This is a genomic window from Ochrobactrum sp. RH2CCR150, assembly GCA_014138095.1.
Lineage (GTDB): Bacteria > Pseudomonadota > Alphaproteobacteria > Rhizobiales > Rhizobiaceae > Brucella > Brucella gambitense.
Map to the genome: position 1 here is coordinate 437,601 of JACGXE010000003.1, position 13,212 is coordinate 450,812.

Consider the following 13,212-nt stretch of genomic DNA (forward strand, 5'->3'; position numbering starts at 1 on the left):
AATGGCGCACCCGACAGGATTCGAACCTGTGACCTCTGCCTTCGGAGGGCAGCACTCTATCCAGCTGAGCTACGGGTGCAAACTGGATGGCTGAAAGCCTGATCTGCCGCGTTTCTAGCTGAACCACGCAATTGCATCAATGACTTATTTTCATAAACCAGACTAAATCTGACGCGGGCTGCGTGAATGAGTAACGCGGCGTAAGACTCCTGGCCGAAAGGTCAGCCAGGAGCTTGGTTTTTGAAATACCTATGCGGAATGCTTGGCCAGTTCGCCTCTGCCATTTCGCGCCCGTAGTCCGATCAAAACAACGATGGCAAGGGCGCATAGAAGAGCCAGAACGTAGAACCCGGCATCGTGATTGCCGACGGCAACATCGGCCCAATTCTTGATCTGCGGCGCGAAGAATGCACCGAGATTGCCGATGGAAACGATGAAGGCGATACCGCTTGCCGCGCCAACGCCACCGAGATAGCGCGTAGGGAGGCTCCAGAAAACCGGCTGCGACGCCGTTAGCCCCGGCACCGCAATACATGCCGCAATCAGCATGATCCATGCGTTTCCAGTCAGGCCGATCATCCCCAAGGCGATGGTACCAGCGGTCACCATCAGCGCGCAGATCAGCCGATGTTTGCCGGTATTATCCGCAAGCACGGTGAAATAGCGCGTTGCGATCACCGAACATAGCCACGGAAGGCTCAAAAGCGTGCCGATGAAGAGGTTCATCTCGCCGCCAGATGCCGCATCGGCGAATCGTGACGGGAAGTAGAACGTCAGCGGTGCGGTGCCAATCTGCAGGAAGAAATAGATCGCGATGAACGCCCACACTCTGGCGTCTTTCAGAACAGAAAGCGCTGAATGTTTGTGGGTGTTTTCCTTGGCAGCTTCTTCCGCTCTCACGACAGTGGTCAGCGCGTCTCTTTCTTCAGGCGTGAGCCAGCTTGCCTTTTCAGGCCGGTCGGTCAGATAGAAGAGTGCGATGATGCCCATGAGCGAGGCGCCTAGACCTTCGACAAGGAACATCCATTGCCAGTTTGTCAGCCCGAAAACACCGTGATGGGTGAGAAGCCAACCGGATAAGGGGCTGCCCAACACCAGTGCCAAAGGCACGCCGAGATAAAACAGACCCGTCGCCTTCGCGCGTTCCTTCGCCGGAAACCAGTAGGTCAGATAAAGCAGAACGCCGGGATAGAAACCGGCTTCGCAAACACCCAGCAGAAAACGCAGCGAATAGAACACGGTTTCCGTATGGGCGAACATCATCGCCGCCGATACAAGACCCCAGCTGATCATGATACGGCTAAGCCAGAGCCGCGCCCCGACTTTGTGCAGGATAATGTTGCTCGGCACTTCAAACAGAGCGTAACCGATGAAGAATATGCCCGCGCCAAAGGCGTAGGCGGCGTCGCTTAAGCCAGTATCGAGCTGGAATTCCTTTTTGGCAAAGCCGATATTTGCGCGATCCAGAAAGGCCATGATCAGCATCAGCGCCAGAAATGGCAGCAGTCGCCGCGTGGCTTTCCGAACAGCAGTATCAATATGTGCAGCACTCATCCCGATGTGTCTCCTCCTCATCACCTCAAGAATGCGCGCAAGCTAATGGAAACCCGTATATGGATAAAGACTGCAAATATAAATACATGGAGACGTAGGTGGGGTTTTGAGGGGTATAATTTCGGTTATGGACCGCTGCAGAAGCATCGCAACATGAGATAATTTATATACAAATATATGGTAGCCCTAATGAATTTATTGATATTATAAACAAATATTACCGATTGTATTAAAGCGTTGATTTGATGATCCGCGATTCGCGGAAATCGCCTGTTTCGGCCATCGTTTGACCTTCCTCGGCCTTCGGAATTACCAACGGAGAAGTCATCACGTTAAACAATTATCCGCCTGATCGGGCGGATTTAAAGTTAGTAAAACGCCAGTTTTCGCTCAAAAAAGTACAAAATAGGGGTTTTCTAGAAAAATTGGACGCGGAGACAAGTTTCAGGATTCTACGCTAACGACAGAACCAACCCGCACGGCTATCGTCAATCATCCAATAAAGAACATCCAAAACCAATGATTATGGTGTCCACATCTCTGTGGCTGCTGGGGTGTCTCTTTGCGTTTGAAGAATTGACATAAACCGGATGAGTATCGCGGGAGGTTTTTGTGAGCATCATCTTCAAATCTTCGAGTATATCCGCAGAGCGCATGTCAACGCGTCGTATCCTTGTTGCTGGCGGAGCAGGGTTCCTCGGTTCGCATCTTTGTGAGCGGCTCCTGCGCGAAGGCAATTTCGTTATCTGCGTCGATAATTTTTCCACGGGTCGTATTGAGAACCTGCGCAATCTCCTGCGCTATGACACATTCAGCTTCGTTCGCCACGATATTGTCCATCCGCTCGATCTGCCGGTTGATGAAATCTACAATTTGGCTTGCCCGGCTTCGCCGCCGCATTATCAGGCTGATCCGGTTCACACCATGAAGACGAGCGTAATCGGCTCGCTCAATCTGCTGGAACTTGCCGCCCATTATCAGGCACGGATTTTCCAGGCTTCGACATCCGAAGTCTATGGCGATCCCCAGGTGCATCCGCAGCCTGAATCCTATTGGGGCAACGTAAATTCCTTCGGCCCGCGCTCCTGCTACGACGAAGGCAAGCGGTCGGCTGAAACGCTGTTTTATGATTTCCATAAGCAATACGGCGTCGATATTCGCATTGTGCGCATCTTCAACACCTACGGTCCGCGCATGCGCCCAGATGACGGCCGCGTCGTATCCAACTTCATCGTACAAGCCCTTAAGGGCGACGATATCACCATCTATGGCGATGGCTCCCAGACGCGCTCCTTCTGCTATGTCGATGATCTTATTGAAGGTTTCTGCCGCCTGATGGGCAGCCAGCCAGCCATCCACACGCCAGTCAATCTCGGTAATCCAGGTGAGTTCACAGTGCGTGAACTGGCTGAACAGATCATCGCTCTGACCGGTTCGTCATCGCGAATTGTGCAACGCCCGTTGCCAACCGATGACCCGCGCCAGCGTCGCCCGGACATCACGGTTGCCAAGCGCGAGCTTGGCTGGGAACCAGCGATTGCCCTGACAGAAGGTCTGAAGTCGACGATCTCCTATTTTGAGCGCCAGTTGGTCCGACCTTCGGGAGAGCTTGTTGAGGTGGCATGATGACCCAGCAAAACGTACTCGTTGCCGGCGGTGCTGGCTTTATCGGCAGCCATACGGCCAAGCTTTTGGCCGGGCACGGTTTTTCGCCGGTCGTCTATGACAATCTGTCGACCGGTCATAAGGCTTCGGTACGTTGGGGCGAATTCGTCGAAGGCGATATTCTCTCGCAGGACAAGCTCATCGCAGCGATTGAGACCTACGATCCTGTTGCAGTCATCCACTTTGCGGCTTCGGCCTATGTCGGGGAGTCCGTCACGGACCCAGCCAAGTATTACCGGAACAATGTCTGCGGCACGCAATCGCTTCTGGAAGCGTGCCGTTTGACGGGCGGTCGTCCGGTCATCTTCTCGTCTAGCTGCGCCACCTATGGCATTCCCGATCGCTTGCCGATCCGCGAAGGCGAGGTGCAGCGCCCAATCAATCCTTATGGGCGCACCAAGCTGATCGCAGAACATATGCTTGCCGATTATTCGGCAGCCTATGGCATGCGTTATGCGGCGCTGCGTTATTTCAACGCTTGCGGCGCCGATATCGACGGGGAACTGGGCGAAAAGCACGACCCTGAAACCCATCTTATCCCGCGCGCCATGCTGGCTGCCGCTGGAAACGCCGATGTTCTTGAAGTCTTCGGCGATGATTACGACACGCCGGACGGCACCTGCATTCGCGATTATATCCATGTTGTCGATCTGGCGCGGGCTCACGTGCTGGCCGTCGAACATCTGGTGAATGGCGGTGGTAATCTGGTTCTCAATCTTGGAACCGGGCGCGGCACGTCGATCAAGGAAATCGTCGATGCCATCGGTCGTGTTACAGGACGTCAGGTGCCGGTTGCGATGCGCGCGCGTCGAGCAGGCGATCCGCCAGCACTTTATGCCGATCCGGCGGAAGCTGCAGCAAAGCTTGGCTTCACAACGCTCCATTCTGATCTCGATACGATTATTCGTACTGCTGCTCCATTTTTTGGTCTGGAGGCGCGGTCATGAAGACGCCCCGGATTCCTCTGGTTGCAGACAATAAGGAACCATTGCTGACGCCCATTTTCACTGGCCGCAAACGGGTGGAATATATTGTCGGCATCATTCTCTGGGCTATGGCCATCGCCTATTTCTGGCAGTGGTGGCTGATCAGCGCCGAACATATCCATCCGGTTGGTTCTGTTCTGGTTACTGCGCTTTTGGCCTGGATAACCATCCTGCCTCTCTATTTCATCCTGATTTTCTTCCATGCTGCGCGCCCGACCGGTCCGTTGCGACTGCCGGAAGGAAGCCGCGTGGCCATGGTGGTCACCAAGGCACCGTCTGAGCCGTTTGAAGTTGTATCGGAAACACTGCTGGCCATGCTGGCCCAGAATGTCCCGCATGACACATGGCTTGCCGACGAAGATCCGTCACCATCAACGCTGGCATGGTGTCGTGAGCATGGCGTGTTCGTTTCGACGCGCAAGGGACGTGCGGATTATCACCGGCAAACCTGGCCACGCCGTACACGGTGCAAGGAAGGCAATCTGGCGTTCTTTTACGATCATTACGGCTATGAGCGCTATGACTTCGTATCGCAGCTCGATGCGGATCATGTGCCGGAACCGGACTATCTTTACAACATTCTGCGTCCATTCGCAGACCCGGCAATCGGCTATGTTTCAGCGCCAAGCATCTGTGATCGCAATGCACATGAAAGCTGGTCGGCACGCGGACGTCTCTATGTCGAGGCGAGTATGCATGGCTCGTTGCAGGCGGGTTACAATGGCGGCTTTGCGCCTGTGTGCATCGGTTCGCATTATGCGGTGCGAACGGCTGCGCTGAAGGAAATCGGCGGCCTTGGTCCCGAACTTGCCGAGGATCATTCGACGACCCTGTTCATGAATGCGCATGGCTGGCGCGGCGTTCACGCACTAGATGCGATTGCCCATGGCGATGGTCCGCGAACCTTTGGCGATCTCGTGACGCAGGAATTTCAGTGGTCACGCAGTCTGGTCATGATCCTTTTGCAGTACACGCCGAAGCTGATCAGCCGTTTGCCGCTGCGCCTGAAGTTCCAGTTTCTGTTTTCACAGATCTGGTATCCGCTCTATGCCTTCTTCCTGGCTATGACCTTCCTGCTGCCGATAATTATCCTTGCCTATGGCGATAATTTTGTCAGCGTCACATATCCGGATTTCCTGCTTCACTTCATGCCGCAGTCGCTGATGATTTTGTTCCTCGCGTTCTGGTGGCGGTCGAGCAAGACGTTCCGTCCTGTCGATGGCAAGATTTTCAGCTGGGAAGCGATGCTGTTTCTGCTGGCGCGTTGGCCCTGGGTATTGGCCGGAACCTTTGCAGCATTTCGTGACTGGGCAACAGGTTCATTCGTCGACTTCCGCGTTACGCCGAAGGGTTCTTCTGAAGTCGATCCGGTGCCGTTTCGAGTGCTTGCACCCTATGCCTTCATCTCCATGCTGTCGCTTGTTCCGGTTCTGTTGGTCGACGACGCTGATCAAACACGCGGCTTCTACGTCTTCGCCATCATCAATGCGGGCTTCTACCTGTTTCTGATCGGCATGATCATTGTGCAACATGCACGCGAGAATAAGGTGCGGATGCAAAGCCGCTTCTATCAGCCGGTCCTCGCGAGCAGCTTTATGGCGCTTGTCATGGTCACAGGTTTTACGACCGCTGAACGGGGCCGCGACGGCATTGAAGCACTGACCTGGGGTACGTTGAGCTTTTCAGTATTCGACGACCAATTCTCGGTAGCCGGAGCAGGCGTCGGCGGACGCGACACTCACAAGACAATATTCAACCCTCGTTGGCGCGAGAACCCGTTCAACGGGTCGAGCAACGAAAGCAAATAGCGGAGAGGCGGGACTTGTTATGAAGATCGCTGTCATTGGAACGGGTTATGTCGGTTTGGTCAGCGGCACCTGCTTCGCCGCCTGGGGGCATGAGGTTGTCTGCGTGGATAAGGACGCGCAGAAGATTTCCGGACTGGAACGCGGCGTCGTGCCCATTTACGAACCGGGGCTCGATGAACTGGTCGAGCGCAATTTTGCCTTTGGCCGTCTCAGCTTCACCTGCAATCTGGCGGACGCCGTCAACGGCGCGCAGCTCGTGCTCATCGCTGTCGGTACGCCGGCACGCGCCGGACATGGCGATGCCGACCTGTCATTCGTCTATATGGCGGCGCGTGAACTGGCTCCGCTGATCGATGACAATACGGTTGTCGTCGTGAAGTCCACCGTTCCGGTCGGCACCGGCGATGTGGTGCAGAAGATTATCGGTTCGGTGCGCAAGCCCGGCACATTTTCCGTCGCATCCAACCCTGAATTCCTGCGCGAAGGCGTTGCCATTCGCGATTTTCTGGAACCGGACCGCGTGGTGATCGGCGTTGAAGACGAGCGGGCGCGCAAGCTTCTCGTCGAGCTTTACAGCGCGGCGCTTGAGGCAAACCAGACGCCCATCGTGGTGACGCAACGCCGCACATCCGAGCTGATCAAATATGCGGCGAATGCCTTCCTCGCTACCAAAATCACCTTCATCAACGAACTCGCCGATCTCTGCGAGGAAGTGGGCAGCGACGTTACCGATCTGGCTCTGGGCATGGGGCTGGACAAGCGGATCGGCACCAGCTTTCTGAATGCAGGTCCGGGCTATGGCGGCTCCTGCTTCCCGAAGGATACGATTGCCCTGCTGCGCACTGCGCAGGACCATGGTGTGGCCCTGCGTCTGGTTGAGGAAACCGTGACCGCGAATGAAGCGCGCAAGCGTCGCATGGCACTGAAGGTCATGGATGCGCTCGGCGGAGATATTGAGGGCCGGACGATTGCTGTTCTTGGACTGACCTTTAAGCCGGATACAGACGATATGCGCGATGCGCCGTCCATTCCACTGATCGAAACCTTACAGCGTTTTGGTGCCCGTATACGGGCGCACGACCCGGTTGGGATCGAAAATGCGCGCCGCATCCTGACCGATGTGGAGTTTTTCGAGAACCCCTATGACTGCGTCGCCGATGCAGACGCTGCTGTGATCGTGACCGAATGGGACAGCATTCGCAAACTCGACCTCGCTCGCATGAAGCGCCTGATGCGCCGGGCGGTTCTCGTTGATCTCAGAAATGTTTTTTCCCGAACCGCGGCCGAAAGACTTGGATTTCGTGTTTCGACCATCGGTCGCCCCGTTCATCTGCGGCAGGAAATAAAACAAATAAACCCGCTGCCGCAGGCGCGCGTCCGCCCACCACAAGAACCCCAGGCGGGCGCGCGCAATCTCAAAGTTGTGGGAGGATCAAATGAAACTATCGATGTTTGATACCGGCCGCTCTTTCAGCCGCCGAGGTACGATGGCTCTGGCATCTCTTGCTCTGATGGCTGGCCTGACGGGGCTTGCCGCAGGCACTGCCGACGCCGCCACCATGCCCGGTGACAACACACCTGCCGGCACGCGTGTGATGACGCCGTTTGAAATCTACACGCTTTACCGTGACAAGAACTGGCAATGGGCCGACGGCTCAGGTCAGATGCAGATCACGGATCGTCGTTTCACCGCGCGCGTCGATGGCGAAAAGGGCAAAGCCTGGGCCGAAGGTCGCTGGATGATCACCAAGACCGGGCTGATGTGCCTGAAGGCTGATTGGCATACCGATCAGGGCAAGTTTCCGGTCAAGACATGCTTTTCGCACCGTATTGGTGATGGCGTTGTCTATCAAAAGCGCGAGCCCAATGGCGTTTGGTACGTCTTCCGTCATGCCGACGGTCGGGCGGACGACGAAGCGCGCAAGCTCGTATCCATCAGTCTTTCAACGGAACAAAAGAATGGCGCGCTGAAAGCGGAAGCAACAACTCCGCAATCGCCAAAACAATAGAAGGGAGGGGGCCATGAAAACCCCTTATAAGCTAGCCTCTATTTTGCTCTGCGGAGCGCTTGTCTCCACTGCCGTTTATGCCGCGAGCGGCGTTTCCGGTGCGACAGTGGATACGCGCAATCTGTTCCACGACAAGCGCCCGGTCATCACGCCGAATTCGATCAAGCCCGGCGCTTACGATCCACACGGGGATTATACAAACGATCCCAATTCCAAGATCGAACATCTGTTCTTGCCTTGGGAAGATGTGGATCTGACGAGCCTCGCCCAGGCGGATTCCTATGCGCAGGAACGCGGTCGCGAACTGCTGATCACTATCGAACCCTGGTCTTGGGCACGTGACTGGCGCGTCGCGCCCGATGCGCTTTTGAGCGGGATCGAAAACGGTCGCTACGACTCCAACATGGGCGCCGTCTGTTCGGCAGCGTCTAAACTGAAAAGCCCAGTGACCATTCGCTGGGCACAGGAAATGGACGACAAGTCGGGGCAGTTCACCTGGTCCTACTGGTCGCCGCAGGGATACATCGCCGCTTACCAGCATGTGGTCAAGGTTTGCAAAAAGACTTTGCCAAACGCCAAATATATGTGGTCCCCAAAGGGAGAAGAGGGGCTTCAGGCCTACTATCCCGGTGACGCTTTCGTGGATGTGATCGGCCTTTCGGTGTTCGGCTACGAGCCTTACGACAAGCTGGAGGTTGGTCGCCCCACGAGTTTCGTCGAACGCGCAAAGCCGGGTTATGACCGGGTCGTGGCCTTCAACAAGCCGATCGTGATTGCGGAACTCGGTTATGAAGGCAGCGACGATTATGTCCGAGCATGGGCTGCAGAGGCCAACAAGCCTCAACCGGAATTCCCGGCGCTGACAGCCGTCGTCTATTTCAACGACCGCGAAGTTTATCCTTGGCCAAGGGGTGTCGGACGGCCTGACTGGCGCGTTGCAAACCATCCTTTGGATTAAAACTGAACGTCTAACCCCGACCGTTAAACGATTGGACAGGAAAGCAAAATGTTTTCGATCCGTTTCACAGCCGTGAGTGCGGCGCTGTCCGTACTCCTCGTGGCAGGTGTAGCCGAAGCTGCACCAAAGCCAAAAACCGACGATGCAACGGCCAAGCTGGCCGCTGCAGCATCACCAATGTCCGCACAGGCGCTAGAGGCGATCTATGCGGGCAAGACATGGAAATGGAAGGATGGCGGCGGCTTCTTTTCAGCCGACGGTCACAAATTCACCGCGTGGTCTCAAAAAGGTAAAGCCTGGTCCTATGGTGAAGGGCGCTGGTACGCGACTGACGGCGGAAAGCTCTGCATGCAGGCTTACTGGCGCAACAAGGCGAGCGGCGGTGGCGGCGATATAACCTGCTTCCAGCACCGCGAGAAGGCAGGCGTGATCTACCAGAAGCGCTCTATTGGCGGTGACTGGTACGTATTCCGGAATAACCCTCCGAAACCGACCGATGAAGCGCAAAAGATTGTGCGGGGCGATCTGGTCGGCAAGGGATTGGACCGCATGAAAGCGATGGCCAAAAAATAAAAGGCGGGGAAACCGGCTCGCCAACTTCGTGCGTTAGGAGTGCATGAGCGGAGTTGGCGGGCTGGTCTTTGGAAGCCGACATTTGCATCCTCAATCAAGAGCAATGCAAATGCCGGATTCGGACCACGAACATGATTAGTCTCGCATGAAGCAGCGCGACTTTTGACCAAAGCCGCTCGGCGTGCAGACATAGGAATTGCCGCCGAAATATTGCGAAGCCGAGACTTTAATCACCTTACCCATGGGGTTTTTATTGTAACGGACTTCGTTATTGACGCGATACTTGACGAGATAAACGGAACGCGTGTCATTCTTGGGCTTGTGGTTGTCTTTTGCCTGAGCGTTTGCGGACAGGCACAAAGAAGCTGCTATACCGATTGCCGCCGTTGCTACCCATTTTACGCTTTCACGGCGTACAGCATTGAAAAATACATTGTTCATGTGACTGCCTCCTGTTGGTTATTTTGGAGGTGTTTTAGCAAGCGCGTTTTAATATTCCTGCCGGAAATTCGAGACAATTTTCATCAAATGGGATGCGCAGCATATATCCCATGAAAGGCGCGCGCCTGTCTACTGTTAGCTATTGCTAATATAGCCTGCGAAGGTAGACAGATAGCAACAAAGCCTCTTAGCGATTGGATTTGCTTAAGAATTTGATTTACGAATGGGCGTTGAATGATTTTTTCTAAAATGGAGAAATAAAGACAAGTTTTTACTTTTATACATGAAACTAATTTAATCTTTCGTCGGCGAATTCGATTTATTTAATTTTACCGAATGCTATTATCTTAGCATAAAGTCTAATACCGAAATGCATCGCCCGAACTGAGCGGTGAAATTAGGGATTTTCCGTGACGTCCGACAATGACAAGACCGGGCAAGATTTGAATTCGAAATTTGTCGAACGTCGACAGTCGGTGCGCGTGCCGGTTTCGCCATTGGGCGAAACTACTGGCAGCGTTGAGCTGTTGGAGCCTCTGGTTTTCACCACAGAGAGATTTGAGCCATCCGATCAGTTTTCCGCCTGGCAACAGCACATGGCGCCGTTGCTGGACTTGCGTTTACCAGATGGAACTCGCCCCAGTGAGGGCTTTATAGCCTGTCAAACCGTGTGGGACCTGGGTGGCATGCTCCTCATCCAGCAGACCGCACCAGCTTTCAGCTATGAACGCCCGAAGGAAAAGGTTCGTTTCAGCTCGATCGATCATTGGCAGATCAGCTTCTTGCGCAGCGGTCATAGCTGGACAGGCGTTGACGGTCGTGTTGCAGAAAACGAGCCGGGCATGATCGATGTACGCTCGCTCGGCTATCCGTTCCGGGGGCGAGCGATTGCTTCGGAATCTGTGTCCCTGATCATTCCCGTTGATCAGTTTGCCGGTCGCGGCGGCATGCCCGAAGCCAGCAACAATGTCACTCTGGGCGGTTACCGCGCCAAGTTGTTGATCGATTTCGTTACAAGCCTTGAGGATGGTCTCGGTCGCGCTACCAATGAAGACTTGCCGGGTTTGCGAGACAGCCTGCGGCAGATCATATTCGATACGATTGCGCCGCTCGTAAAGAAAATCGATGTCAGCGAGCAGATTTCCCAATTGGGATTGATGACCAAGGCGCGGCGTTTCATTCAGAAAAATCTCATGTCGCGGGATTTGACGCCGGAAGCTTTAAGCCGTGAGCTGGCCGTTTCACGCACGCACTTGTACCAGCTTTTTGAAGGATCAGGCGGCGTCCTGAATTACATTCGGCAAAGGCGTTTGTTTGGAGCCCATGCAATACTGGCAGACGCTAGCGAGAATCGAAGGGTGTCGGATGTTGCAACGGCTTTCGGTTTTGATTCCGCCGCCAATTTTACCCGGGCGTTCACGCAGCAGTTTGGCTACAGCCCAAGCAGCGTGCGCAAGGCATCTTCAAGAACAGATGCGGTCGCGGATACGCAGCAGGATCAGAACCAGCCAGCGACGTTCGAAACATTGTTACGAACGCTCGCGATGTTCGACGCATGAGGAACTTTTAGGGAAAGGGTAGGCCGGGAAGCATAAAAAAGGCGCCACTGGCGCCTTGTTTCATGAGCTGATCATTCGTCCAATCCATATGAGGATACAGGCTCCGACAAAGCCGGAAATCAGATAGCCAAGCCAACCGCCGAAAGAGACACCGAGAAAACCGAATATGAAGCTCGCCACTGCGGCACCGATGATGCCGAGTATGATATTCATGAATATGCCTGTGTTGCTATTCATGAAATTGGAAGCAATCCAGCCAGCGAGACCACCAATGATGATGGCAGCAATCCAGCCTACACCTGCACCGCTCATTTGATCCACTCCTTTAATCCCGGCTCAGCAAGCACCATGTTTGGTCAAGCCAAGCCTTGAAACACGTCTTCCAAAGTTGGGGCCGAAAAGCGGACCCGCTTAGGAAACGAACATGTGTGACAACAGGTTCCCGAAGTTGCTGCGCTTTACGCCAGGCCTCGAGAAATCGGATCGATCGTTCGAACAGTCGACAAATGCTTGGAACAACGGCTTATCAATCGGGATAAACTCTTCGCTCCAAGCATCTGTTAATAAACGCGTTATGCGGCCGGAAGTTCCCAACCGGCCACAAAAATATCAGAGCCCGGCAGGCACAATGCCGCCATTGTCCTTCAGCTTTTGAATGACCTGCTTGTGCAGCCAGACATTCATCGTCGCGGAATCGCTGGTGTCACCCGTATAGCCGAGCTCCTTGGCAAGTTCCTTGCGATGTTCGAGGCTGCTGTCGAGGCCAAGCGCCTTCATCAGATCGACGATAGACGTTTTCCAGTTGAGCTTCTGACCACTTTTCGCCACTGCCGCATCAAGGACAGCGCTAACATCAACTGCGCCCGTGGCTGCAGGTGCTGACGAAGAGGGAGCTGCCGTCGCGGAAGGTGCTGCTGCCGTCGTCTGGCTTGGTTCGGCGGTTGCGGTCGTTTCCGGGGCAGGTGTCGCTGCTTGTGCCTGACCCCAGATTGCGCCCTTGATCTTGTCGAAAATGCCCATGTCGAACTCCGTTTGTAAAACAGGTGGCCCGACCGGTGAATTGTCTGAAGAGACATGGTCGGACACGTCAATCACCCAAAGACAATGGATGACTGTGCCGAACAGAATGCATTATTTTGCAGTTGGTTCCAGACAATATTGCATGTCAGCAATCGATTACTGAATTTATGTCTGTATATATCTTTTTAAATGAATGGTCTTCAGCTCGAAATATAGGGTGTTCGTTCGGTCTGGTGAATATAATAATGCTCGATAGCAACATCTGGAAGTTCGGACAGATAAAACGATTGCCCATCTGCCGTTTTGGATGTTCCTTCACCTGTCCCGCTTGTGCTAGCATCGCTCTTTAGTGGCACCGCAACAGACAGGCCGTAAAGAACGACGCCCCAGATCACGAAGGGCGAGGCGGCGATAAGTACGAAGATGTACTGAGCTGTTTCCATATTCTGAATTTTGAAGTCATCATCTCTAAACGTCAAAGAACAGACGACCTGCGTTGGGATGGTTGTGCGCTTTGATTTCCCAATCATAGCCGCAAACTGGGGAATAAAAATTCTGGCTATTCCGCGCAAAGCGTTCCACGAACCAACACTCGTTATGCGTGTGCTGTTGATTATCAACAATCTCCGAAAACAAACG

The 13,212-nt window shown here is 54.3% G+C and carries 13 protein-coding genes and 1 tRNA gene; 8 read left to right on the forward strand and 6 right to left on the reverse strand.

Translation table 11 applies throughout. The annotated features are described in order from the left end of the window. Positions 1 to 2: 2 nt before the first annotated feature. Positions 3 to 79 (reverse strand) — tRNA-Arg (locus FHW03_RS09600). 170 nt (positions 80 to 249) lie between these two features. Continuing rightward, entirely contained in the window at positions 250 to 1,554 is a 1,305-nt protein-coding gene (locus FHW03_RS09605; protein ID WP_182520408.1) for an MFS transporter, read from the reverse strand. A 612-nt stretch (positions 1,555 to 2,166) separates the two neighbouring features. On the opposite strand from FHW03_RS09605, the gene FHW03_RS09610 reads away from it, so the two are divergent. Genes FHW03_RS09610 through FHW03_RS09640 form a run of 7 tightly spaced genes read left to right on the forward strand, consistent with a single transcriptional unit; the run spans position 2,167 to position 9,553 of the window. Then, a complete protein-coding gene (locus tag FHW03_RS09610; RefSeq protein ID WP_078338582.1) occupies positions 2,167 to 3,180 on the forward strand; it encodes a UDP-glucuronic acid decarboxylase family protein in 1,014 nt (337 codons plus the stop codon). Continuing rightward, the gene (gene galE / locus FHW03_RS09615) at positions 3,180 to 4,166 is read left to right on the forward strand and encodes a UDP-glucose 4-epimerase GalE (protein WP_182520487.1); all 987 of its coding nucleotides are present in this window, start codon (positions 3,180 to 3,182) and stop codon (positions 4,164 to 4,166) included. The genes FHW03_RS09610 and galE overlap by 1 nt, the downstream gene beginning before the upstream one ends. After that, positions 4,163 to 6,013 carry a glycosyltransferase family 2 protein gene (locus FHW03_RS09620; protein ID WP_182520409.1) on the forward strand — a complete coding sequence of 617 codons (1,851 nt, stop codon included), beginning with the start codon at positions 4,163 to 4,165 and terminating at the stop codon, positions 6,011 to 6,013. The genes galE and FHW03_RS09620 overlap by 4 nt, the downstream gene beginning before the upstream one ends. 19 nt (positions 6,014 to 6,032) lie before the next feature. Next, entirely contained in the window at positions 6,033 to 7,469 is a 1,437-nt protein-coding gene (locus tag FHW03_RS09625) for a UDP-glucose/GDP-mannose dehydrogenase family protein (RefSeq protein ID WP_182520410.1), read from the forward strand. Further along, positions 7,450 to 8,022 (forward strand): DUF995 domain-containing protein, encoded by a 573-nt coding sequence (locus FHW03_RS09630; RefSeq protein WP_377514503.1) that lies wholly within the window; start codon positions 7,450 to 7,452, stop codon positions 8,020 to 8,022. Before FHW03_RS09625 ends, FHW03_RS09630 begins: the two co-directional genes overlap by 20 nt. A 13-nt stretch (positions 8,023 to 8,035) precedes the next feature. Then, positions 8,036 to 8,980 carry a glycoside hydrolase family 26 protein gene (locus tag FHW03_RS09635; RefSeq protein WP_182520411.1) on the forward strand — a complete coding sequence of 315 codons (945 nt, stop codon included), beginning with the start codon at positions 8,036 to 8,038 and terminating at the stop codon, positions 8,978 to 8,980. A gap of 48 nt (positions 8,981 to 9,028) precedes the next feature. Continuing rightward, on the forward strand, positions 9,029 to 9,553 hold the full coding sequence (locus FHW03_RS09640) for a DUF995 domain-containing protein (protein WP_182520412.1): 525 nt from the start codon (positions 9,029 to 9,031) through the stop codon (positions 9,551 to 9,553). Between the two features lie 135 nt (positions 9,554 to 9,688). On the opposite strand, the gene FHW03_RS09645 is transcribed toward FHW03_RS09640, so the two are convergent. Continuing rightward, the gene (locus FHW03_RS09645; RefSeq protein ID WP_182520413.1) at positions 9,689 to 9,994 is read right to left on the reverse strand and encodes a hypothetical protein; all 306 of its coding nucleotides are present in this window, start codon (positions 9,992 to 9,994) and stop codon (positions 9,689 to 9,691) included. Positions 9,995 to 10,404: 410 nt separating this feature from the next. Here FHW03_RS09645 and FHW03_RS09650 point away from each other — a divergent pair, with 410 nt between their 5' ends. Further along, positions 10,405 to 11,553, forward strand: coding sequence for an AraC family transcriptional regulator (locus tag FHW03_RS09650; protein ID WP_182520414.1), 1,149 nt, complete (start codon positions 10,405 to 10,407; stop codon positions 11,551 to 11,553). A 60-nt stretch (positions 11,554 to 11,613) separates the two neighbouring features. Here FHW03_RS09650 and FHW03_RS09655 read toward each other — a convergent pair whose 3' ends face one another. The 3 genes from FHW03_RS09655 to FHW03_RS09665 form a co-directional block, all read right to left on the reverse strand. Beyond that, positions 11,614 to 11,865 carry a GlsB/YeaQ/YmgE family stress response membrane protein gene (locus FHW03_RS09655; RefSeq protein ID WP_182520415.1) on the reverse strand — a complete coding sequence of 84 codons (252 nt, stop codon included), beginning with the start codon at positions 11,863 to 11,865 and terminating at the stop codon, positions 11,614 to 11,616. Between the two features lie 297 nt (positions 11,866 to 12,162). Further along, on the reverse strand, positions 12,163 to 12,573 hold the full coding sequence (locus tag FHW03_RS09660) for a DUF3597 domain-containing protein (protein WP_182520416.1): 411 nt from the start codon (positions 12,571 to 12,573) through the stop codon (positions 12,163 to 12,165). Positions 12,574 to 12,773: 200 nt separating this feature from the next. Then, the gene (locus tag FHW03_RS09665; RefSeq protein ID WP_182520417.1) at positions 12,774 to 13,193 is read right to left on the reverse strand and encodes a hypothetical protein; all 420 of its coding nucleotides are present in this window, start codon (positions 13,191 to 13,193) and stop codon (positions 12,774 to 12,776) included. Between the last annotated feature and the right edge of the window lie 19 nt (positions 13,194 to 13,212).